We start from the raw sequence: 22,538 nt of genomic DNA on the forward strand, positions 1-22,538 counted from the left end.
GGCCCGCGCCCCCCTACACAATCAGCCGCGCAGTGGCGGCGCCCAGCGTACAGGGAAAGCCCAGCACGACGATGACAGTCACCATTTCCATGGCCGAAAGGCCGACCGTACGCTCAAACGTCCAGAGCAGATAGGTGCCGATCAGCAGGGCGATGCCATAGCCGGCCAGGGTGAACTGCATGAACAGGCTGCGGAAGCCGAGATTGCCGGCATTTTCCTGCCCCTGGAACCCAAGCTGGTAGACGAAGACATGCAGCATCGCCACGGACAGGCAGGCCAGGGCCAGCGTGTGCCAAGGGGTCATCTTATAGGCGATCAGCACCATTTCCTCCGTCGGCGCCACGTTGAAGCCGACAAACAGCGCCCCTGCCATCATCAAAAACAGTTCACCCGCATAAGAGGAACGCTGCCGCTGTTCCTGACGCGGATTATCGTCCTGGCCTAATTGCTTGCGCGCCAGCATGGCGCCGATACTGGCAGGCACCGATTGCAGCGCGATCTTGCCGACGATCTGGGTGAATGGCTGGTCAGGCGTGATGATCCCGAGCAGGCCCAGCATCAGGGCCGATACGATGAAACCAACAGCAAATGCCGCCAGCGCGTCTGTCAGGTCATCCTGCCAGGAGAAGGTTTCTTCAAATCCGGAGAAATAGGACAGGCCGAACAGAAGCGGCACTGTCAAAGCCAGGAACAGAGCCAGACGAAACCGGTCGATGTAGAAGCCCAGCTCCCACATCTCCATCGTCATCATCAATGGCAGTGCAAAAATAATGGCCCCAGCCGCCGCCCGCGCCAACGCGCGGGCGAAATCGGCATCATTGTGAAGAAGGGCGCGCTGACGGGTGATCTCCATGCCATCAGAATGGCATGGAGAGGATGAAGGTTCCCGTCAGCGGGTATCAGGCGCCCAGCTTCTCGTAAAGTTGCGGAACGATGGGATGGTCGGGATGGGCGGCCTTCCACCGGTCGGCCAGGGCAACGGCCTTTTCGCGGTCCTGTTCAGCAATCACCAGTACAAGCTGGGCGAACTGCACATGGGCCACCTGGGCCTGCGGGGCCAGGGTGATGGCGGAGAGATATTGTTCAACCGCGCCATCCAGATCGCCCAGCGCCTCCAGGGTGCGGCCCAGCGCATAGACAGCTTCCGGGAAGGACGGGCGCAGGGCCAGTGCCTGGGCAAAAGCATCGCGCGCCTCGGCAAAGGCACCCTGGCGGAACAGGACATTACCCATGCTGAAATGCGGTTCCACCGCCTGCGGCGTCGCAGCGGCGGCAGCGCGATAGGCTTCCACGGCCAGCGGCAGATCACCCATCTGTTCGCGCACCAGGGCCAGACCCATCCAGGCATTGGTGAATTTGGGGTCCAGTTCCACGGCGCGGGTCAGGCTTTCCACCGCTTCTTCCAGCTTGCCCTGCTGGGCCAGGGCCATGCCCAGGTTGTGGTGCGGCGGCGGATGGTCCGGCTTCAGCGCCCGTGCCTTCTTCAGCGCGGGGATGGCATCGTCCAGCTTGCCCAGCCCCTGCAGGGTGGCGCCAAGGTTGGACCAGGCGACGCGCACGTCCGGATGGTCGGCATAGACCTTGGTGATCTTGCGGTAGGTGTCAGCGGCTTCCTTCAGGCGGCCCTGCCGATGCAGTTCCGTCGCGGCGCGCATATCGGCGGGAAAGGCGGTCCAGATAGCGTCCGACTTGGCGATATCGGCGATCTTGCGGCGGCGGTCTTGGCGATTCATCGAGAAAGGCACCCGGTATTCTTGATTACGCACCATCATGGCTCGGGCCTTGATAGCAGCGTCCCGCCGAAAACGGAACATGCTGAAAGTGCCCGGCCTGCGGATAAGAAACAGGGCCGGTCCCTTTTGGGGGCCGACCCTGCCTTCTACGGTAGCCGTAGACGTCCGCTTTGGCGGTGGACCCCGCCGACGGACCGTTCCGTTAGCCGGCAATAATCCCGGCGACGGAGAGATCCTGGCGGGTCCGCAAAGGGGAACGAGACATAGGATCACCTCCTTTCAGTTGGTTGACAACAAAAGGGAGAATGGGGTCGTCCTGGGTCTTCGTCAAGAGGATTCATCCGATGGCGGAAGATTTCTTATGAAGGGTCAGTTGCCGTCGGTAGGGTCGCACCCGGTGTCAGGGTGTAAAAATGCAGATCGACCTTCTTGCCGCGGGAATAGTTGAAGCCGCTCAACCGCTCCACCAGACGCGGTGTTGCGCCTGCGGCCCCGATCGCGGCCAGGAAGGCATCCTCTTCCCGCCCCACCGTGACGAGGCCCAGCCCGCAGGTGGAGTCGGCCAGCAGGTCGGCAGCCACCTGTTCACCCCCGCCCAGTTTGGTGGCGGTACCCAGCAGGAACACCATGCTGGGTTCATTGTAACCACCCGCCGACAGCACCGTCTGGGCGCAGGGCCGATGTCGGGCCACCACATCCACCACCTGCGGGCTGAGCCACATCGGCGTCAAGGCCGGCAGAGCCAGACCGAACAGCAGGGCATATGTGGCCACGGCGCCCACCATGCCAGTCAAGAGCAGATGGTCACCGTCCCGCTGACGTTCATACCAGATCAACCCCGCCCCGGTGATGAGAATGACCAGCGCCGCCAGGATGGCCGCCAGCGGCATGCCCCCGTCCAGTTGAAGCGGAAAGGCGATGGTCCCAGCGGCAAAGCCAAACCCGATCAACCCGGCAACAGCCAGCCCCGCCCAGCGCCACCAGCGCGATGGCAAGGCATCCGCCCGCTCGTACCGGTCCAAGGCGGCAGCAGCCGCCAGCAGGGCCAGGGCCGGGAAGACCGGCAATGTGTAATGCGGCAGCTTGGTCACCACCGCTTCATGGATGATCCAGGTCGGGATGATCCAGGCGGCGCAGAATCGCACCGGCGCCACATGCCGGTGCCGCCATGCCCAGGGCAGTGCCAACAGGCCCAGCAGCCCCCAGGGCCAGAAGGTGATCCAAAAGGTGGCCAGGAAATAGCCGGGCGGCGCGCCATGGCTTTCCTGCCCTGCCGCCGCCTTGCCCAGAAATTCATGCCCGATGGCATAGGTGAAGAAAGCGCCTTTGGTTGCAAGACCAATGGCCACCAGCCAGGGCAGCACCACAGCCAGCATCACCGGCACCCCGATGGCCGGGCGCAGACGGCGCAGCCAGCGCATATCACGGTCCATGGCCCAGAGCGCCAGACAGGCCGTGCCCACCACCATCAGGATGATGGGGCCCTTGACCAGGATGCCCAGCCCCAGTGACAGCCAGAACAGCAGCACCAGCCCCAACGGGGCGGCAAAGGGCTTTTCCCGGTCCAGATAGAGATGGGCCAGCGCCCCCATCGCCCCCAGGATGGTGGCAAGCTGCACGGCATCGGTCTTGGCCATGCGCGCTTCCACCCCCAGAATGACCGTGGTTGCCATCATGCAGGCACCGGCCAGCCCCACCGTGGCGCCGAACAGCCGGGCGCCGATCCAGCCCGTCAGCAGCACGGAGAGAACGGCCCCGATCAGGGACGGCAACCGGTAAATCCAGATCGGCGCATCATCGGCACCGCCAGCCAGCAGCTTCACCGCCGTGACCTGCGCCCAATAGATGCCGACCGGCTTCTTGTGTCGCGCCTCGTCCTGGAAGCGGATATCGACATAATCGCCGGTTTCCAGCATCTGCCGGCTGGCCTGGACATAGCGGGATTCGTCCCGATCAAACGGGGGGATGGTGGCAAAACCGGGCAGGAAGGCGGCCAGCGATACCAGCACCAGCAAACACCAATGGACCGGCCGCAACACGGTCAAACGGCTGGGCATGGTCATTGCGCAGCCATCCCTGCCACACGCCCCCGGACGATGGCTTTTTCCCGCCGGATCAGCACGATGTTGCGGCTATAGATCACCATCGCGGGGATCTGCCCGGCGATGATCACCACATCCGGCCGCAACAGGCCGTAGATGATCAGCATCAGCCCACCACCCAGGGAAAAGTACCAGAAGGCTTCCGGCATGACGCTGCGACCGGCGCGTTCGGAACTGATCCACTGCACGACAAAGCGCATCATGAACATGATCTGCGCCGACAGGCCAAACAGGACCAGCCAGCCCTTGTCATCCACCGCCGCGTGCCACCAGGCCTCAATATGGGTCCAGATCATGGCCGCCCCTCCTCCACCACCTTCACCGGCACTGTCGTCCGGCGCAGCAGCCACATCACGCCCAGCAGGTCGAACAGCCCCACAGCGGCTCGCCCGAGATTGGTATATTTCGACCGGCCCGCCCCCCGCGCCCGGTCATTGATGGGCAGGTTGGCATAACTGCAGCCGCGCCCTTGGACAAGGGCGGGCAGGAACCGGTGCAGACTGTCGAAAATGGGCAGGTCCAGAAACAGATCACGGCGGATCAGTTTCAACCCGCACGCCGTATCCGGGCAGGCGTCCCGCAGGAAAGCCCGGCGGATGCCATTCCCCAGACGGGAGGTGATGCGCTTGGCCAGCGTATCATCCCGCCGCCTGCGGTTGCCGGCCACCATGGCAAGGTCTGGCTGGGCCTGCGCCAGGGCAAGCAGTCGGGGAATATCAGCGGGATCGTTTTGCCGATCACCATCTATGGTCACCAGCCAGGGGGCCGTGGCGGCCGTGGCCCCTGTGCGCAAGGCAACGCTTTTGCCACAGCGCGCGGGATGACGGATCAGGCGCAAGCCCGGATATACCGCCAGAACGGATCGGGCACGTTCAACAGTGGCATCATCAGATCCATCATCGATCACCAGCACCTCGAACGGCGGACCGTCCCGCAGGGTGGCGTAAAGCTCCTCCAGCAAGGGCAGGATATTATCCTGCTCGTTCAATACCGGGATCAGCACGGAGAACAGCACCCGACCCTCCACCCCGGCCTCCTGGCGCGGGTCAACGAAACCTGTCCAGGCGGGATAATACCAACCGGCAAAAAGGAGAAGTGACGCTTTGATGGAAGTGACCGTCCGGTCGCGCCTTACCCGGCGACAGTGAAGCCCACACCTGCCTGCCCCAGCCGCGCCATCGCCTGATTAAGCGATCCGTTCAGGTCAATGGCCCGGCAGGCATCCTGTATCAGGATCGACTCAAAGCCATTGCGGACCGCATCCTCAGCGGAAAAGGCGACGCAGTAATCCTGCGCCAGTCCGGCGAAAAACAGGCGCTGAAATCCCCGTTCCCGGCAATAACCGACCAGACCGGTGGGTGTGCGGCGGTCATTTTCGAAAAAGGCGGAATAGCTGTCGATCTGCGGGCGGAAACCCTTGCGGATCACCGCCTGCACCATGGGCAGGTCAAGACCCGGATGGAAGGCGGCCCCGTGCGTGCCCTGGATACAATGATCCGGCCACAGGGTCTGCGGTCCATAGGGCATGGAAATAGTATCAAAAGGCTGGCGGCCGGGATGGCTGCTGGCGAAGGAAGAATGGCCCGGCGGGTGCCAGTCCTGGGCCTGAACAATGCCGGCCCCGGCCAACAGGAAATGCCGGGCCAGCCGGTTAACCAGGGGAACAATACTGTCCGCATCCGGCACGGCCAGCGCACCGCCGGCACAGAAATCATTCTGGATATCGATCAGAACCAACAGGTCCGTCGGGCGGACCTCCAGCTTGGTCGGCGTCATGATGGTCGCGCTCTCCCCTGATCCGGATGCTATTGCTCAATAGGGTATCCGGTCAGCCTTCATCTTCCAGGCCTCGAATACGGCCAGTGCCGCTTGGCTCGGCCGATGCTCACAGGGGATGATACGCGCTTCGGCTGGCAGCGCCACCTGCTCGTACAGCAGTGCGTCATCAAAGCCGATGGAAGCCGCCTCGTCGCGTGTATTGGCGAAAACGATCCGGTCGACCCGCGCCCAGAGGGAGGAGGCAAGGCACATCGGGCACGGTTCGCAACTGGCATATAGTGTCGCGCCACGGAGATCGAAGCGGCCCAGCGTGCGACAAGCATCGCGGATGGCCACCACTTCGGCATGGGCCGTGGGATCGTTGGTGGATGTGACCTGATTCCAGCCCCTTCCCACAACCTTGCCATCCATGACAATCACGCAGCCAAACGGGCCGCCAGAACCATTTTCCATACCCTGGCGCGACAGATCAGCGGCCAGTGATAGAAAATGCTGATCCTGCTCTTGGGCGAGGGGGCCATGTGTAACGGTCATGGGCGATTGAGTTCCGCTATGGGGCCATCCGTCAGGACGGCGACCCCATAGGGATAGCGCTGCCATGGCGACGCTGTCACGGGAGAATGACTTGGAACCCCGTCAGATCCGGCCCATCAGCAGCAGGATCAGAAGGATGATCACGACCAGACCCAGGCCGCCGGACGGGCCATATCCCCAGGTGCGGCTATGCGGCCAGGCCGGCAGGGCACCGATCAGGATCAAGATCAGGATGATCAGCAGGATGGTTGTCATCAACGGGCTCCCCTTTGTTGTCCACGCGAATGCGATGAAGGGGGAACGTCTGACGCGCACAGGTGGCCATAGGTCCGGTAGGGGTAAGCCCTTGCGGTACCACCCCTTGGCGCCACGCCTTAGCGCCACGCCTTAGCGCCACTCCTTAGCGATAGTCATTGACGCCAGCCCCACAATGCGGGCTGACTGGCACCATCCGCGCTTTGCGGATGTTTTAATCGACATCAAGGACTGAAAAATGAACCGGAAGGTACAGATCGGCGACCCGCCCATCAGGATTCTGCGTAATGATCTGGAAAAGATTGAGAATCTTCTCGACAGCCTCCATCGCTCCTATGCGCGCATCTCACTTTTCCTCCAGAATGAGGTGATGCGGGCCGATATCGTGGATGGCACCGTCAAAGGACAGTTCGTCCAACTCGGCTCCCATGTCAGCTTCACTGACGAGGCGGGGCGCGTCCATGCCGGCACCCTGTTCATGCCGGAGGAAAGCCAGCCCAATCCGCCGGATGGCATCTCCATCCTGACGCCGGTGGGCTGTGCCTTGCTGGGCCTGTCGCCCGGCCAGACCATCTCCTACGACACGATCGACAGCCGCACCAAACAGATCACGGTTCAGGCGGTGCAAAATCCCGGCGACTGACCATGCTGGGCCCAGGTCCGGTCGCGCGCAAAGCGACCGGACCCCGGAGAGGTGATCAGCCGAATTGCAGGAGGCGGGGCGCCTTGTGGATGATCTCTTCCAGGATCATTTCCGCCGTTTCCAGATCACCCTTCAGCTTTTCGCCCATGCTGTTCTGATATTCCGGGCGGCGCAGCTTCTCTGCCGCGTCATAAAGGCTGTGCAGTTCGGCAACGAAAATATCCCGTGCGCCCATCGGCAGCATCGTCTTGGCAGACAAGACGAAAAAGAATCGCATGGATGCCCGCACCAGCAGGCCCAGCATCAGCGTATCCAGCCGGGCATATTCCTCTTTCAGGTCATCAATCCGCGAACTGTCGATCGCTTTCATCCGGCCTTCAATCAGGATGCACAGCGCCCTGAACTCCCCAACCTTAGCTCGGAATTCGTTATAGGTCTGGAAACTGTCCTTTGCCGCTTCCTCCTCGGCCAGCTTGGCCAGACGGATCGCATCGCGCGCCTGACGTTCCAGCGCGGCCAGCAGGTCCTGGACTTCCTTGCGGGTATAAGTACGTTTCATCGGGTGTGGAAACCGGGATGGTTAAGCGGCGGAACCGGCCCCTGTATAGGGCACGCAACGCGCGATGGAAAGGCGGCACAACCGCCCCTTCGTCAGAGCCCGATTGCAAGGGGCACCAGACCAATGGCATGGCCGGGCCGCCTTTCCGCGCTATCGACCAGCAGGGCCGATGCGCTATAGAACGCCGCTTCGGAAGATCGAAGCCAGGGAGTACAGCGCGGATGCAGGTCGGCATCGACATGGGTTTGACGGCGGAAAACCGCGCCGCACTGCTCGACCTGGAGGAATTGCTGGCCACCCGTCTGCTGGTGCAGGGCAATTCCGGCTCCGGCAAATCCCACTTGCTGCGCCGCCTGCTGGAACAGAGCGCGCCCTGGGTGCAGCAATGCGTGATCGACCCGGAAGGGGATTTCGTTACCCTGGCCGACAAGTACGGCCATGTGGTGGTGGAAGCGGCCGACCATACTGAAACCTCGCTTCAGCGGGTGGCATCCCGCGTCCGCCAGCATCGCGTTTCCGTGGTGTTAAGCCTGGAGGGGGCCGATATCGAGGCGCAGATGCGCCTTGCCGCCGCCTTTCTGGGTGGGCTGTTCGATGCGGAGCGGGACTACTGGTATCCGATGCTGGTCGTGGTGGACGAGGCGCAGCTTTTTGCCCCCGCCGCCGCTGGCGAAGTGTCGGACGAAGCGCGCAAGATCAGCCTGGGCGCCATGACCAATCTGATGTGCCGAGGCCGCAAGCGGGGCCTTGCCGGCATCATCGCCACGCAACGTCTGGCCAAACTGGCCAAGAATGTCGCGGCGGAGGCCAGCAATTTCCTGATGGGCCGCACCTTCCTGGATATCGACATGGCGCGTGCTGCCGACCTGCTGGGCATGGAACGCCGGCAGGCGGAGATGTTCCGCGATTTGCAGCGTGGTCATTTCGTGGCTTTGGGGCCGGCCTTGTCGCGCCGGCCGCTGCCGGTGCGGATCGGGACCGTGGAAACTGCCGGGCGCGGTGGCAGCCCGAAATTAATGCCCCTGCCCGACCAGCCCCAAGCCGATGCGCGCGACCTGATCCTGACGCCCACGGCAGATGAGCTCTTCGCGCCGACACCGATGCAAGCGGTCAAGCGGCCGCCGCCCCAGGCAGCCCCAGACATCAACGCCGCCCTGCGGCTGGCCGGCCAGCGCCAGGCGGAAATCGCTGCCAACGCTGCCGCCAACCCGGAGCCGCCCGCCCTGTCGGCGGAGGAGATGGAGCAGAAGCTGGATGAAGTGCTGCGTGAGGTGCTGGCCGATCCCGAAGCCGCCTTCCGCACCGATGCCGTGCTGTATCAGGATTTTCTGGTCCGCTGCCGTATCCACCGGCTGAGGGGCGAGGCGTTGGACATGCCGGCCTTCCGCCGGCGCCTGTCCGTGATCCGCGCCGGGGTGGAAGCCGGCGGCACCGACCAGCCGGAATGGGCACAGGCCGAACAGGCCGCCTCTGGCCTGCCGGAGGATATGCAGGGCGTGTTCCTGCTGCTGGCGCGGGCGGCCCTGGCCAATGCCCCCTGCCCGTCTGATGCGGAAGTGGCGCGCGCCTGCGGCAGCCGGTCGCCCGGTCGGGCGCGGCGCCTGCTTTCCTATATGGAACAGCGCGGCGTGATCGTGCAGCGCACCCTGCTGGGGGGGATGCGGGCCATCGCCCTGCCCCACCTGTCCTGCCAGACGGCGGCGGGCGACCCCAATGCACCCGACCCGGCGGAAAGCCAGACCCCTGGTCCCGCGACAGGCGATCTGTTCGCCGGATTGTAAAGGCGGCACGACCAAAGGCCCGCTTGGCGACGGGCACCCGCATACCCATGCTCTCCTTCGATAAGCCGCAGCCCAAGCGGCAACAACGGAGGAAACGACCATGTCCACTGCCGCCGACGCCTTCATCCAGGCCCGCGACACCCTGTTGACGCTGCGTGAGGATTACGGGGCTGCGCGGCTGGCCTTCCAATGGCCCCGCTTCAGCCATTTCAACTGGGCGCTGGATTATTTCGACCGGATGGCGGCGGGCAATCAGACGCCGGCCCTGCATGTTGTGCAGGAGGATGGACAGGCGGAAATCCTGTCCTATTCCGCCCTTTCCGCGCGGTCCAATCAGGTAGCCAACTGGCTGCGCGCCCAGGGCGTGCAGCGGGGCGATCATCTGCTGCTGATGCTGCCCAATATCGTCCCTTTATGGGAAGTGATGCTGGCTGCCATCAAGCTGGGCGCCGTCACCATCCCCGCCACCACCCTGCTGGCAGGAGAGGATCTGGCCGACCGCATCGCACGAGGCGGTGCCCGTTTCATCATCGCGGCGGCGGACCAGTGCGGGAAATTCACCGCCATGGATCATCTGACCCGCATTGCGGTGGGCGAAGCGCCAGAGGGATGGCTGTCACTGGCCGACGCGGCCATGGCGGAAACCAGCTTCACACCCGACGGGCCAACACCGGCGGATTCGCCGATGCTGCTTTATTTCACATCGGGCACCACAGCCAAGCCCAAGCTGGTGCTGCATACGCACCGGTCATACCCGGTCGGGCATCTTTCCACGATGTACTGGATTGGCCTGAAGCCCGGTGACAAGCATTGGAACATTTCCAGCCCCGGCTGGGCCAAACATGCCTGGTCCAACATCTTTGCCCCGCTCAATGCCGGGGCCTGCGTCTTTGTCTATAATTTCAGCCGCTTCCAGGCGGGGCCGGTGCTGGATGCCATTCAGCAGCATAGCGTCACCACGCTCTGCGCCCCGCCCACCGTCTGGCGGATGCTGATCCAGGAAGATTTGCACAGCCGCCGGACCAGCCTGCGCGAACTGGTCGGAGCCGGCGAACCGCTGAACCCGGAAGTGATTGAACGGGTACGTGATGCCTGGGGCCTGACCATCCGCGATGGATTCGGCCAGACAGAAACCACGGCCCTGATCGCCAACAGCCCCGGCCAGCCGGTGAAGGAAGGCAGCATGGGCCGCCCCCTTCCCGGTTATGAGGTCGTGCTGCTGGACGCCGATGGGCACGAGGCGGAGGAAGGCGAAGTGGCGCTGCGCCTGACGCCCGACCGGCCAGCCGGCCTGATGGCAGGATATCGCGCCGCGGCCGATGCGCCCCTGCAGGCACCCGATGGTGCCTATTACCGCACGGGCGACGTGGCCAGCCGCGATGCCGATGGCTACCTGACCTATGTCGGGCGGGCCGATGATGTGTTCAAAGCCAGCGACTACCGTATCAGCCCGTTTGAACTGGAAAGTGCCCTGATCGAACATGAAGCTGTGGCCGAGGCCGCCGTGGTGCCCAGCCCCGACCCCGTGCGGCTGGCCGTGCCCAAGGCCTTCATCCATCTGACAGGGCGGCATCAGCCGGACAAAGCCCTGGCGCTGGATATTTTCCGCCACGTGCGGGCGGTCTTGCCGCCCTACAAGCGCGTCCGGCGAATCGAATTTGCGGAATTGCCGAAGACCATCTCCGGCAAGATCCGGCGGGTGGAGCTGCGCCGGGCCGAACTGGCGCGGCCGATGCCGGCCGAACGCGGGGAATGGGAGTTCTGGGAAGAAGACTTCCCCGAACTGAAGGGCTGATGCGCCTTCACTCGCCTTGCATTCCAGGCCGTCAAGCGCCATCTTGCCGTTGCGATTCTGGAATTGACGATTTCGGGCCGGCAAAGTTCCCCGCCGCCGGCTATTCCCGTCGCTGACTTGATCGATGGCGGGAATAACGGAGCGCGTTCATGCCCACGGGCACTGTCAAATGGTTCAATAGCGCCAAGGGTTACGGCTTCATTACACCGGAAGATGGTAGCCCCGACGTGTTTGTCCATATCTCCACTGTTCAGCGGGTCGGCATGCCGACACTGAAAGAGGGGCAATGGCTGCGCTTTGACGTGGAAAAGGACCGCCGGACGGGGAAACTGGTCGCCCTTAATCTTCAGAACTGAGGCCACGGCATCGGTTCCGACCAACAGGACAGGCGGGCGCCAGGGCCAGCATGGGCCCCGCGCCCGCTTTCGTTTTATCTTTATCATCATGGCAGGAACGGGGCAGCCGCCCCTGCCCCAAGGAGAAGGCCGATGGCCAAAGAAGAATTCATTGAGTTTGATGGCACTGTGCAGGAAGCATTGCCCGACGGGCGCTTTCGCGTAACCCTGGAAAACGGGCACGAGATCATTGCCTATACCGCTGGCCGTATGCGTAAAAGCCGCATCCGTACCCTGGCCGGTGACCGGGTGACGGTGGAAATGACGCCGTATGACCTGAACAAGGGCCGCATCACCTATCGTCACAAGGATGAACGGCAGGGCCCCGCCCCCACCGGCGCACCGCGTCGCCCCGGCGGCCCGCCGCGTCGCCACTAAGGCGGGTTTACGGTCCGCCACGACATGTGACGCATGCGCCTAGCAGCACTGCCAAGGCGTGTGCGGTCAGTGCGGGCGGGAATTGGTATGACATGCAACATGCGGCCGGCATGGCACCGCACCTTTACGGGTGCGGCCCGTCCGGCCCTTGTTGTTTTCTTGACCGTCATTTCCGTCTATAGGAACAGAAGCCATGTCCACCCTTCACAAGCAGGCGATGGAAGCCGTCCTGAAGGCCGCCGAGATGGATATTCTTGGTGCGCTGGAAGAGCAGGACATCAAGGATCGCTATAGCGAAGAAGGCGACGAGACCGCACTGGATGTCGCCATCCTCCACGCCTATCGCGTCTTCATGCGCATCTGCGAAGCAAACGGCCTGCAGGCCGACGCTGATCTTTTTGCGGAGATGGCCGGCGAACTGGCCGACGATATCGCCCAGGATCCCGGCGAGGAATAAGCTGCGGAGAAACCGCCGCCTCTCACCCGCCCTGCTTTGGGGATGGGGAGGGGCGGCGACGGATCGTCTCCTCCCGCCCATCCCGCTCTTGCGTGCCCAGCGTCTCCAGTAACTGACGCCCGTCCCAGGGGCTGAGCATCAGCTCAAAGTCGCGGCATTGCTGTTCCACAAGACGGCAGACAATCACGGCCGCGCGCAGATCCGTCTCATTTTCCACCGACAGGGCAAACCGATCCAGGTCCGGATGCCGCAACCGCATCTGGTTGACCAGCCTGACCAGCCGCACGACGGCCCGGGCCACATCGTCCGGCAGGCTGGAAAGATCGGGATAAGGCAGCATCGGGAAACAGCAATCACAGAAAAATAGACGGGGCCGGCGCCATCATGGCGCGGCGTCCTATCGTAAGGCCAGTGATTTGAAACCGGATAAACAATGGCCCTGTTCCCATCGGTAAATTGAGATAACGGTGAATTTACTGGACCGAAACCTTCCTCCCCTATATCGAAATGCGGAGATTGCATTCCCCCATGGGGTCGTCCGAGGGAGACAAGCTGTGTCGCAGGCGCTTGAAACCGTCGCCCGCCTGGCCCGGCAGGCCGAGAACGGGCTGCCGCTTGGCCGGGGTTCGGTTGGGATGGACGATGCCGGCGACGTCACGGTGACGTTGCCGACCGACGTCTCCCACCACCATTTCTTCCTGGATGGGTTGCTGTTCAATGTCAGCATCACCCCATCGGGGGATGAGACGGTTTTCCACATCTGGGCCGAAGTGGGCTATATGCCCTATTCCATCGAATCGCCGCATAAACGCGCCCGGCTCCAGACCGTGCTGCGCGCGACAGCGGGGCTGCAACAGGCCCGTTTCGTGGTGGATGAGAAGCAGAAGATCATCGTGCTGGGCAAGCGACACGTACCCGGCCACCTGACCCTGACCGACCTGATGTATGAGATTATCCAGTTCGTCCAGGAGGCCCGCCCCTATCTGCGCGTCTTCGGGGAATGCCTGTAATACCTGTGTCCGTAAATTCTGACTCGCCAGAATTTACGGACTTCGGCGGCACGGGCCGCCGCCGCGCCAGTCGGCGCAGATACCAAGGTCAAGATTTTTGACCTTGGTATAATTCAGCCTTCCCAGAGCATGCGGCAAAATAAAAAGGGCGCCCAGCGATATGGCCAGGGCGCCCTTTTTATTTCAGCGCGCAGGGCTCAGCCGCCCTGGGGCATCATGAAGATCTGGCCAGGATAGATCAGGTCCGGATCGCGGATCTGCTTCTGATTGGCTTCATAGATCACGGTATATTGCAGGCCCTCGCCATAGGAGCGGCGGGCGATTGCCCAGAGATTGTTGCCGGGCAGGACCACCACGGCACGGTCGGACAGGGACTGATCGGGGATGGGCTTCTTGTCGAATTCCACCTCGGCACGGCTGACGACCTTGCCGTCATTCCCCACCTGATCGGCCCGCAGGTCGTAACGGCCATTTTCCAGACCCCGGTCCGGGGTCAGCGACCAGCGGCCATCGCTGCCCGCCTTGGTGCGGCCGATCAGGCTGTTCTCCACATACAGCATGATCTCGGCATCAGGTTTGGCAACACCGCCGACGGTGACCTTGCCGCCCCGATCATAATCAATGGCATCGATGCCCACTTCGCCCGCCGGACGCGGGGCGCCATTGGCCCCCGTGGCGCGCGGGGCCTGCAGCACACGGCTGCCGCCGTCAGGGCCGGTCAGCACGGCCAAAGCCTCGCCACTCCCATCCTGACGCCGGCCCGCAAGATCGCGGTTCGCCTCTGGCACGGCCAGCACAACGGTGCCAGCACTGGCCAGCACAGTGCCATCCGGCCCCACCGCTTCCAGCCGTAATTGGCGGGAACCGGGCGGCAGCGCCTCGCCGGGCAGGAACACCCATTCGCCACGCCCGTCCGCCGTCACCGTGCCCAATATCCGGTCACCATCCAGGATGCTGACCTTGGCGCCGGGGATCGCACGGCCGGCAATCACCGCGTTGCCACCCGGTTCCACCCGGACAACATCAAAACTGGGCAAGGATGGCTGACTGGTCGCAGCGGTGGAGGCGGCCGGTTTGCCAGCCTCCCTCCCCTCCTGATGGCGATCCTGGATCAGGAAGGCGGCAGCACCGATGGCAGCCACGCCGGCAATGGCAAGGGGGATAAGGATCGTGCGATTCACGGGTGCGGAGACCTTTCTCGCCGTATCGGAAGCGTCAAGTGAAGGGCGTCAGGCAAAGCTGACCAGGGCCCAGATCGAAGCGATAGATATCCCTGCTACCACAATTGCCCGCCATAACGAAACCATCCTGGGAGGCACCTCTCCCGGCGGCAGGGTTGCCCGACCGGTCACCATCGGCCGTACCAAATCCAGCCGCTTCAAGGCAGCATAGACCAGAATGGCGGCCACATGCAGGCCCACCAGCCCCAGCAGGATGTTGAAATTGGTGAAATGAATAGAGCGCAGCAGCCGGCCCGTTCCACTGCTGACGCTGGCCGCCAGCGGACCTTCCGTCATGATCCCGTCGCTGGTGAAAAGGCCAGTAACAGCCTGAATGGCCACCGCGGTCAGTAAGGCCAGCACCGCGACCGCCCCCAGCGCATTATGCCCCTTATGCATCCCCATCCGGCCGGGACGGGCCAGTTCACGCACATGATGCAGAATGGCGGCCGGCCCGCGGACAAACTGGGTGAACCGGGCCGTCTCGCTGCCCACGACACCCCAGATCAGGCGGAACAGCACCAGGGTCAGAACCGCATAGCCACAGCGCATATGCCAGTCCATTGCATCATTTTCAGCCGTCCACCAGGCCGCAGCGATCAACAGCACCAGCAACCAATGGAACAAACGCACGGGAAGGTCCCAGACCCGTACCGGCGGCCCCTTGACGCGCAGCCCCGTCCCATCATGCCCCGTTCCTATTCCCATCCTGCCCGCTCCCTGGTTAGCGCTGCCCGGCTCCGGCCCCATTATCAGAACAGGAGCCGGAGCCTTTCAGACCGTCAGTCGCGGAAGCCTTCATGGCAGGCCTTGCAGGTGCCCGCCGTCTTGCCGAACTGGGCCGTGATGGCCGCACGGTCACCACCGGCGGCCGCTTCCACCAGCTTGGCCGATTCCGTCTGGAAGGCGGCGATCCGGGCCTTGAACTCATCCGGCTTGTCCCAGATGGCCGGCAGAGCGTCGCTCTTGCCCACGCCCTTGGCGGTACCAGCCGGCCACCAGCCGGGGATGGCCTGGGCCACGGCTGCGATGGTGGCAGCGTGCGCTTTCACCTCATCGGCGGTCAGATCGCCGCCCTTCGCATAGCCGCCCAAGGCCTTGGTCGCATCCCCGGCCTTTTTCAATTCGGCCTGGCGGGCAGCAATCACCGCGGCGGGGTCCTGGGCCATGGCGACGCCGCCAGCAATCGTGGCGCCAGCAACGGCCATGGTCAGCGCGAACAGCAAGCCCTGGGTACGCTTCATCATCTTCTCCTTGAGGCATTGGGCGCCGGCTGTGCGGGGGCATCAGCCAGGCGGCGACCACCCTTTGCGGGCTGGTCGACTTGTTTCGTGTCGGCAGATAGTGTAGGGCCGAATGCAAAGACGATATGATAAAGGCCCCTCTGCCGTCATGTACCAGAGTGCCCGCACAGATCGTCATGTGCAAGAAGGTGACAACCGCCCTTGCCGCCCCCATGTTGTGAAGTCTGTCTGTCAGGAAAGCGTGTCGATTATGTCCATCATCCGGTCCGTTTGTGTTTATTGCGGTTCTTCGAACTATGTCGATGAGGTCTATAAGCAAGCGGCGAAAGAGACCGGTCATCTTCTGGCGGCTGCCGGTCTGGACATCGTTTATGGCGGTGGCCGCGTCGGATTGATGGGAATCGTGGCAGACGCGGCGCTGGCCCTGGGCGGTCGGGTCGTTGGCATCATTCCCGATCATATCCAGAAGTTTGAGGTCGACCATGCCGGCCTGACCGAGTTGCATGTGGTCGACAGCATGCACACCCGCAAGCGCATGATGGTGGAGCGCTCCGACGCTTTCGTCGTGCTGCCCGGCGGGATCGGCACGCTGGACGAAATGTTTGAGATCATCACCTGGCGCCAGCTCCAGCTTCACGACAAGCCGGTGATCATCGTCAACACCAATGGTTTCTGGGATCCGCTGATCGCCTTGCTGGACCATATGCAGGATACGGGCTTCATGCGGAAGCCCAACTTGCCGGGCGCCAGCCAGCAGCTTTATCATATCGTCCAGAATGTGGAAGATATCCTGCCGGCGCTGGCGCTGCAGCCAGCCCCCACGCAGAAGGTTGAAACCGAAAGGCTCTGAAAGATGCGCAGGCCAGCCCCGCCCGATGATGGAAATTACCGGGACCAGGGGCGGTTGCGACCTTATTGCAAATAGGCTTTATTGACACCGCCGGACGGGCCGCTGGAATAGCCCCCGGCACCCCTTACCCCTGGGAGAGCGCCTCCATGTCGAAGATCAAAGTCGTCAACCCCATCGTGGAACTTGATGGCGACGAAATGACCCGCGTGATCTGGCAGTTCATCAAGGACCGCCTGATCCTTCCGTACCTGGACGTGGACCTGAAATATTACGACCTGGGCGTCGAGCATCGTGATGCGACCGATGACAAGGTCACGGTCGAAGCCGCCGAGGCCATCAAGCATTACGGCGTGGGCGTGAAGTGCGCCACCATCACCCCCGATGAAGACCGGGTGAAGGAATTCAACCTGAAGCAGATGTGGCGGTCGCCGAACGGCACCATCCGCAACATCCTGGGCGGCACCGTCTTCCGCGAGCCGATCATCTGCAAGAACGTGCCGCGCCTGGTGCCGGGCTGGACCCAGCCGATCGTCATCGGCCGTCATGCCTTCGGTGATCAGTACAAGGCCACCGACTTCCTGATCCCCGGCCCCGGCCGCCTGTCCATCACCTTCACCAGCAAGGATGGCACCAGCAACATCCGCCACACCGTCTTCGATTTTGACGGGCCGGGCGTTGCCATGGGCATGTACAATGTTGACGAATCCATCCGTGGCTTCGCCCGCGCCTGCATGAATTACGGTCTGCTGCGCGGTTATCCGGTGTACCTGTCCACCAAGAACACGATCCTGAAGGCCTATGACGGCCGCTTCAAGGACCTGTTCGAAGAGGTGTTCCAGGCTGAATTTGCCGACAAGTTCAAGGCCGCCGGCATCACCTATGAACATCGCCTGATCGACGACATGGTGGCGTCCGCCCTGAAGTGGAGCGGCAACTTCCTGTGGGCCGCCAAGAACTATGACGGCGACGTGCAGTCCGATCTGGTGGCGCAGGGCTTCGGCTCGCTGGGCCTGATGACCTCCGTGCTGATGACCCCCGATGGCAAGACGGTGGAAGCGGAAGCCGCCCACGGCACCGTGACCCGTCACTATCGTGAGCATCAGAAGGGCAAGCCGACCAGCACCAACCCGATCGCCAGCATCTTCGCCTGGACGCAGGGTCTGACCTATCGCGGCAAGTTCGACAACACCCCTGAGGTGGTCGAGTTCGCCAAGACGCTGGAGCGCGTCTGCGTGGATACGGTTGAATCCGGCTTCATGACCAAGGATCTGGCGACCCTGATCGGTCCTGAGCAGAAGTGGCTGACCACCCAGGACTTCCTGGCCAAGCTGGACGAGAACCTGAAGGCCGCTCGCGGCGCCTGATCAGGAACCCATCCGGTTCAGTAAAATGAAAACCCCGGCTGCCATGGCTTGGCAGCCGGGGTTTTCTTTTCCATCCGGGACTGTCGGGCGATTTTACACCGCCCGGGCTTCCCGCAGGTAGCGGTCCACCTGGTTCGCCAGCTTATGGGCGCTGCCGCTCAATTCACTGGCTGTACCGCGGACCTGGGTTGCGGCCGCACCGGTTTCATTGGTTGACTGATTGACGCCGGTGATATTGGCCGTCACATCCCGGGCACCGGCCGCCGCCTGGGCAATATTGGAAGCGATCTCCCGTGTGGCGGCCTGCTGCTGCTCCACGGCGGCAGAGATGGCGGCGGAAATGCCGTGCATGTCACGCACCAGTTCCGTAATCCCGCGCAGGGCATCGCCCGCCCGTCCGCTGGCACCCTGGATCTCCTGCACCTTGTTGCGGATACGGTCAGTGGCGGTTGCCGTCTGGTTGGCCAGGCTCTTCACCTCTGTCGCGACAACGGCAAAGCCCTTTCCGGCTTCCCCGGCCCGCGCCGCCTCAATGGTCGCATTCAGGGCCAACAGGTTGGTCTGATGGGCGATGGCATTGATCAGATCGACAACTTCTCCCACTTCCCGTGCGGCACCGGCAAGCTGTTCCATCAATATGTCGGCATGACCAGCATCTTCCACCGCCCGGCTGGTCCGGACATTGGAGGCTTCAGCCTGCCGCCCGATTTCCTGGATGGAGGCTGCCAGCTCTTCCGTGGCGCTGGCCACAGTGGCAACATTTGTGCTGGCCTCCTCCGCAGCGGCCGCCACAGCGGTGGACTGGCCATTGGCCCGATCCGCCGTATGGCTCAAAGCATTGGCAGCCTGGGACATTTCCTCAGCAGCCTGGCTGACCAGATCGACGATGCTTTTGACATTCTGCTCAAAGTCGTCGGTCATCCGTACCTGCTGGGTTACCAGCGACCATGTCAGCATGGGACCCACATAATTACCGGCACGGTCATTGATGGCACTGACCCGCAGATCCATCACCTCACCGCCGACCTTGATCTTGGCCCGATGAGGCAGATTGGCGGGGTTGGAGAGGATACGGCGCTGATGTTCGGGATGGCGATGCAGAATATCAATGGACTTGCCCTTCAACTCCTCGACCTTGCATGGAAGCAGCGATTCTATCGTCTGCAGCACTTCGTTGCTGCGCTTGTTCATGAAGGTGATCCTGAAATCATCCTTGGGATCACAGGTCATGACGCCCAGCGGCAGATCTTCGATCATCTGTGCCTGGGCAAAGGCGCGTTCGGTCGCGTGACGAAGCTTGGTGAAAGCGCCTGCCATCTGGCCGATTTCATCCTCGCGCTGGATGGTAATCTCATCCACCGGCTGCCCATCGGCCAATTGCGCCATGGCCTTGGACAGCGACCGGACCGGCCTGATCAGCAGGATGTTCAGCAGGATCGCCATGGCAAGGGCGATGGCCACGCCCAGAATGATGCCGCCGATCAATACCGCCTGCATGTTGATGGCGTTGTCATCGACCATTTTGTCGAACACCATCAGGCGGGCCGTTTCCGCCGCTTCTGCTTGATCCAGAAGCGTATCGATCTCTGTCATCAGAGGTGCGCCGACGCGCTGGGCAACCATATCTTGGGCTTGGGCAAGCCCACCTGACGTAGCGGCCAAGGCAATCTGCTTGCGGGCGATTTCCTCTTCCCAGCGGACCGCATTGGCAAGAATGGCTTCCAGCCGGCTGCGCTGGGCGCTGTCCATCGCCAGATGCACAGCCTCCTGGCCTGCCTCTGTCATCTCGCTCGTCGCTTTGTCGAAGGGGACAAGAAAGGTCCGGTCACCCGCAATCAAAAAGCCGCGTAAGGCTGACTCACGGATGTGCTGGGTGTTTTCAACCTGTTTGATCAGACGCAGCGTATCGCTGACCTGATGGCCGTCTTCAACGGTCGCCGCCGCGTTGCGCATATACATGCTTGCACCGATACCGGCCGCACCATTCACAACAATGACAAGACCGAACGCGGCCAGAAGCTTTTTGAACGCAGTGCTCTTGGTGACAGACCGGGACATGATTTCCCCCATATCGGGCCAGCTGATATGGAAGATCATAGAAAACCCAGCCAATAGTCGTAACTCTCGATCCGATACCCCTTCGGTTAGGATAGCCTTTTGCGCCCAAAGCAGAGTGATCCAATTTGGAATCACAGGCAGACAGCGGGCACTGACAAAGAAAAAGGCCCCGGCTGATTTATTCAGCCAGGGCCTTTTCATTACCAGATGTTCTGCGCGCGATCAGGCGACCCCCAGCTTACGCTCCTCGTCCCGCTTGCGGGCGGGCTGATAAGCAATAGCCGCATGTTCGGCGCAATAGGGCAGGCCGTTCAGCGACGGCTTGCCGCAGAAATGGAAGTCCGGCGACTTGGGATCGCCCACCGGCCATTTGCACATCCGCTCCGTCAGCGACAGGATGGTGGCACCCTTGGTCGGCTTCTTCTTGATCGGCGACGGCCGGCCAGAAAGGCCCAACCGGTGCGCCTTACCGATCACCGCGTTGCGGGTGACATTGCCCAGGAGATCGGCGATTTCGCTGGCGCTCATCCCCTGACCCCAGAGCTGGCGCAGCTTTTCCACGCGTTCGTCGCTCCAGGTGCTCTCGGTCGCTTCCACGCTGCAATTCCCTTTCCGTAAAGGCAAACCAACGGCCAGGATCGGACATGATCCAGCCCCGAAAGGCCCTTGAGTGAAAATGTCCGATGATAGCTTTTGGGCCACAAAATATTGTGTCCCGACGGATGCCAACCTACCAAATTTGAGTCGCTTTGGATAGGGGGCCCCATGCTGAATCTTGTGGGTAACTCCCCTGCTACCAACCAGATGCAGCAGGGGGAGGCTGCCCTGCGCCGGCTGCACCGGCACAGGGCATGCCCTATTACTGGCCAGCGGCGGCAGAGAAGCCGTTGGCACCATCGAAGCTGTAGAGGCTGGCGGTCTGCACAACATCCAGCGCCGCTTCGTCCAGGCGACCCAGCAGCGCGATGATGTCACCGTGGGTCACACCCTCGCCCTGCAGGCGCAAGCGCCAATGGTCGGTGCAGAAAGTTTCCGGCGCGCCTTCCGGCCACACTTTTTGGCCGCGGTTGGAAATCATGACCAGCTTCAGCTTGTCGCCGATCAGGCCGGACACGCGGGCCGCCATATCGTCACCGGTGCCGCCCTTGTGATCCAGGAACACATCGACACCGATCAGCTTCTTCTCGACCTTTGCCACGTCCTTCAGGGCGATACCGCCGAAAGAGGACTTCTCTTCCACCTGATAAGAGGCGGGGATCAGATGGGTCGGACGCTCGCCCAGACGGTCAATCAGATTGGCCGCAAAGTCACGGGTCCCGACCCGCGCCTTGGAGACGCCACGCTTGAAGATGTCGACGGTGTGGATACCGTCTTCGATCATCTTCAGCCACGCATTATGGATCTTCTCGGCAGCTTCCGCCTGGCCGATATGGACCAGCATCATCACCGACGCCAGGATCAGACCCGACGGGTTGGCAATGCCCTTGCCAGCGATGGTCGGCGCGGAACCATGGATGGCCTCAAACATGGCGCACTGGTCACCAATGTTGGACGAACCGGCCAGGCCGACCGAACCTGTGATCTGGGCCGCGATGTCGGAAATGATATCGCCATAGAGGTTTAGCGTGACGATCACGTCGAACTGTTCCGGCGTATCGGCCAGACGGGCCGCACCGATATCGACGATCATCGTCTCATGTTCGATCTCGGGATATTCCGCCGCGATCTCGTCGAACACGCGATGGAACAGGCCATCGCTGATCTTCATGATATTGTCCTTCACGAAGGCCGTCACCTTGCGGCGGTGGTTCGCACGGGCATATTCAAACGCGTAGCGGATGATCTTTTCCGACCCCGGACGGGTGATCAGCTTGACAGCCTGGGTCACTTCCTGGGTCTGGCGATATTCGATACCGGCGTAAAGATCTTCCTCATTCTCGCGCACAATGACCACATCCATGGTCGGGTGCTTGGTCGAGACATAGGGGTGATAAGAAACGCAGGGGCGGATATTGGCGAACAGTCCCAGCGCACCGCGGATGGTGACGTTCAGCGACTTGTAGCCGCCCCCTTGCGGCGTGGTGATCGGGGCCTTCAGGAAGACCTTGGTCCGGCGCAGGCTTTCCCAGGCCGACGGCTCCATGCCGTTCATGATGCCGCGCTTATAAACGCTCTCGCCGATCTGGATCTCTTCAAAGGCGAGGTTGGCGCCCGATGCCTGAAGGATTTCCAGGGTGGCGTCCATGATCTCGGGCCCGATACCGTCGCCACGGGCGATGGTGATCGGGGTGGGTGCTGTCGTCGTCATGATAATCGTCCTTCTTTCGGCCCGTTCCCTTCAGCGGGATTTACCGGGCACGGTGGGGAAGCTAACCCCAGCC

The 22,538-nt window shown here is 62.4% G+C and carries 25 protein-coding genes; 9 read left to right on the forward strand and 16 right to left on the reverse strand.

The genetic code is table 11. From position 1 onward, the window contains the following. Positions 1 to 13: 13 nt before the first annotated feature. From G473_RS0120370 to G473_RS30030, 8 genes are all read right to left on the reverse strand, one after another. Positions 14 to 853 (reverse strand): TIGR02587 family membrane protein, encoded by an 840-nt coding sequence (locus G473_RS0120370; RefSeq protein WP_029014615.1) that lies wholly within the window; start codon positions 851 to 853, stop codon positions 14 to 16. 46 nt (positions 854 to 899) lie between these two features. Further along, complete coding sequence (locus G473_RS0120375; protein ID WP_161631022.1) at positions 900 to 1,733, reverse strand: tetratricopeptide repeat protein; 834 nt, start codon at positions 1,731 to 1,733, stop codon at positions 900 to 902. Between the two features lie 359 nt (positions 1,734 to 2,092). Continuing rightward, positions 2,093 to 3,796 (reverse strand): ArnT family glycosyltransferase, encoded by a 1,704-nt coding sequence (locus tag G473_RS0120380; RefSeq protein WP_051330525.1) that lies wholly within the window; start codon positions 3,794 to 3,796, stop codon positions 2,093 to 2,095. Beyond that, complete coding sequence (locus tag G473_RS0120385; RefSeq protein ID WP_029014618.1) at positions 3,793 to 4,131, reverse strand: lipid-A-disaccharide synthase N-terminal domain-containing protein; 339 nt, start codon at positions 4,129 to 4,131, stop codon at positions 3,793 to 3,795. The genes G473_RS0120380 and G473_RS0120385 overlap by 4 nt, the downstream gene beginning before the upstream one ends. After that, the gene (locus G473_RS0120390; RefSeq protein WP_029014619.1) at positions 4,128 to 4,862 is read right to left on the reverse strand and encodes a glycosyltransferase family 2 protein; all 735 of its coding nucleotides are present in this window, start codon (positions 4,860 to 4,862) and stop codon (positions 4,128 to 4,130) included. The genes G473_RS0120385 and G473_RS0120390 overlap by 4 nt, the downstream gene beginning before the upstream one ends. A gap of 104 nt (positions 4,863 to 4,966) precedes the next feature. Next, positions 4,967 to 5,611, reverse strand: a complete 645-nt coding sequence (pncA, locus tag G473_RS0120395) for a bifunctional nicotinamidase/pyrazinamidase (RefSeq protein ID WP_035708470.1) — start codon at positions 5,609 to 5,611, stop codon at positions 4,967 to 4,969. A 36-nt stretch (positions 5,612 to 5,647) separates the two neighbouring features. Beyond that, positions 5,648 to 6,148: a nucleoside deaminase gene (locus G473_RS0120400; protein ID WP_084438419.1), complete on the reverse strand. Its 501-nt coding sequence runs from the start codon at positions 6,146 to 6,148 to the stop codon at positions 5,648 to 5,650. 102 nt (positions 6,149 to 6,250) lie between these two features. Continuing rightward, positions 6,251 to 6,403 (reverse strand): DUF3309 family protein, encoded by a 153-nt coding sequence (locus tag G473_RS30030; protein WP_035708472.1) that lies wholly within the window; start codon positions 6,401 to 6,403, stop codon positions 6,251 to 6,253. Between the two features lie 238 nt (positions 6,404 to 6,641). Between G473_RS30030 and G473_RS0120410 the strand changes: the two genes are divergently transcribed. Beyond that, positions 6,642 to 7,046 carry a GreA/GreB family elongation factor gene (locus G473_RS0120410; RefSeq protein ID WP_029014622.1) on the forward strand — a complete coding sequence of 135 codons (405 nt, stop codon included), beginning with the start codon at positions 6,642 to 6,644 and terminating at the stop codon, positions 7,044 to 7,046. A gap of 55 nt (positions 7,047 to 7,101) precedes the next feature. Here the strand turns inward: G473_RS0120410 and G473_RS0120415 are convergent, their stop codons facing one another. Further along, positions 7,102 to 7,605 (reverse strand): hypothetical protein, encoded by a 504-nt coding sequence (locus G473_RS0120415; RefSeq protein ID WP_029014623.1) that lies wholly within the window; start codon positions 7,603 to 7,605, stop codon positions 7,102 to 7,104. 221 nt (positions 7,606 to 7,826) lie between these two features. Here G473_RS0120415 and G473_RS0120420 point away from each other — a divergent pair, with 221 nt between their 5' ends. From G473_RS0120420 to G473_RS0120440, 5 genes are all read left to right on the forward strand, one after another. Beyond that, the gene (locus G473_RS0120420; RefSeq protein ID WP_029014624.1) at positions 7,827 to 9,386 is read left to right on the forward strand and encodes a helicase HerA domain-containing protein; all 1,560 of its coding nucleotides are present in this window, start codon (positions 7,827 to 7,829) and stop codon (positions 9,384 to 9,386) included. 100 nt (positions 9,387 to 9,486) lie between these two features. After that, complete coding sequence (locus G473_RS0120425) at positions 9,487 to 11,181, forward strand: AMP-binding protein (protein ID WP_029014625.1); 1,695 nt, start codon at positions 9,487 to 9,489, stop codon at positions 11,179 to 11,181. 149 nt (positions 11,182 to 11,330) lie between these two features. Then, positions 11,331 to 11,537, forward strand: coding sequence for a cold-shock protein (locus G473_RS0120430; protein ID WP_029014626.1), 207 nt, complete (start codon positions 11,331 to 11,333; stop codon positions 11,535 to 11,537). Between the two features lie 132 nt (positions 11,538 to 11,669). Next, complete coding sequence (infA, locus tag G473_RS0120435) at positions 11,670 to 11,954, forward strand: translation initiation factor IF-1 (protein ID WP_029014627.1); 285 nt, start codon at positions 11,670 to 11,672, stop codon at positions 11,952 to 11,954. Between the two features lie 193 nt (positions 11,955 to 12,147). Next, complete coding sequence (locus G473_RS0120440; protein WP_029014628.1) at positions 12,148 to 12,411, forward strand: hypothetical protein; 264 nt, start codon at positions 12,148 to 12,150, stop codon at positions 12,409 to 12,411. 22 nt (positions 12,412 to 12,433) lie between these two features. On the opposite strand, the gene G473_RS0120445 is transcribed toward G473_RS0120440, so the two are convergent. Next, positions 12,434 to 12,751, reverse strand: a complete 318-nt coding sequence (locus tag G473_RS0120445; protein ID WP_029014629.1) for a hypothetical protein — start codon at positions 12,749 to 12,751, stop codon at positions 12,434 to 12,436. A gap of 214 nt (positions 12,752 to 12,965) precedes the next feature. Between G473_RS0120445 and G473_RS0120450 the strand changes: the two genes are divergently transcribed. After that, positions 12,966 to 13,421, forward strand: a complete 456-nt coding sequence (locus tag G473_RS0120450; protein WP_029014630.1) for a type III secretion system chaperone — start codon at positions 12,966 to 12,968, stop codon at positions 13,419 to 13,421. Positions 13,422 to 13,618: 197 nt separating this feature from the next. Here the strand turns inward: G473_RS0120450 and G473_RS0120455 are convergent, their stop codons facing one another. From G473_RS0120455 to G473_RS28135, 3 genes are all read right to left on the reverse strand, one after another. After that, the gene (locus G473_RS0120455) at positions 13,619 to 14,602 is read right to left on the reverse strand and encodes a LysM peptidoglycan-binding domain-containing protein (RefSeq protein WP_029014631.1); all 984 of its coding nucleotides are present in this window, start codon (positions 14,600 to 14,602) and stop codon (positions 13,619 to 13,621) included. A 48-nt stretch (positions 14,603 to 14,650) separates the two neighbouring features. Then, complete coding sequence (locus G473_RS0120460) at positions 14,651 to 15,349, reverse strand: cytochrome b/b6 domain-containing protein (protein WP_051330526.1); 699 nt, start codon at positions 15,347 to 15,349, stop codon at positions 14,651 to 14,653. A gap of 74 nt (positions 15,350 to 15,423) precedes the next feature. Next, positions 15,424 to 15,888, reverse strand: coding sequence for a c-type cytochrome (locus G473_RS28135; protein ID WP_084438421.1), 465 nt, complete (start codon positions 15,886 to 15,888; stop codon positions 15,424 to 15,426). Positions 15,889 to 16,135: 247 nt separating this feature from the next. Here G473_RS28135 and G473_RS0120470 point away from each other — a divergent pair, with 247 nt between their 5' ends. Both G473_RS0120470 and G473_RS0120475 read left to right on the forward strand, forming a co-directional pair. Next, positions 16,136 to 16,735, forward strand: coding sequence for an LOG family protein (locus G473_RS0120470; protein ID WP_029014633.1), 600 nt, complete (start codon positions 16,136 to 16,138; stop codon positions 16,733 to 16,735). Positions 16,736 to 16,881: 146 nt separating this feature from the next. Beyond that, a complete protein-coding gene (locus G473_RS0120475; protein WP_029014634.1) occupies positions 16,882 to 18,099 on the forward strand; it encodes an NADP-dependent isocitrate dehydrogenase in 1,218 nt (405 codons plus the stop codon). A 93-nt stretch (positions 18,100 to 18,192) separates the two neighbouring features. On the opposite strand, the gene G473_RS29605 is transcribed toward G473_RS0120475, so the two are convergent. The 3 genes from G473_RS29605 to G473_RS0120490 form a co-directional block, all read right to left on the reverse strand. Next, positions 18,193 to 20,157, reverse strand: a complete 1,965-nt coding sequence (locus G473_RS29605) for a methyl-accepting chemotaxis protein (protein ID WP_161631023.1) — start codon at positions 20,155 to 20,157, stop codon at positions 18,193 to 18,195. A gap of 222 nt (positions 20,158 to 20,379) precedes the next feature. Next, entirely contained in the window at positions 20,380 to 20,754 is a 375-nt protein-coding gene (locus tag G473_RS0120485; RefSeq protein ID WP_029014635.1) for a GcrA family cell cycle regulator, read from the reverse strand. A gap of 262 nt (positions 20,755 to 21,016) precedes the next feature. Then, the gene (locus G473_RS0120490) at positions 21,017 to 22,465 is read right to left on the reverse strand and encodes an NADP-dependent isocitrate dehydrogenase (RefSeq protein WP_029014636.1); all 1,449 of its coding nucleotides are present in this window, start codon (positions 22,463 to 22,465) and stop codon (positions 21,017 to 21,019) included. Positions 22,466 to 22,538: the final 73 nt, after the last annotated feature.

The sequence above is a fragment of the Niveispirillum irakense DSM 11586 genome (assembly GCF_000429645.1).
Lineage (GTDB): Bacteria > Pseudomonadota > Alphaproteobacteria > Azospirillales > Azospirillaceae > Niveispirillum > Niveispirillum irakense.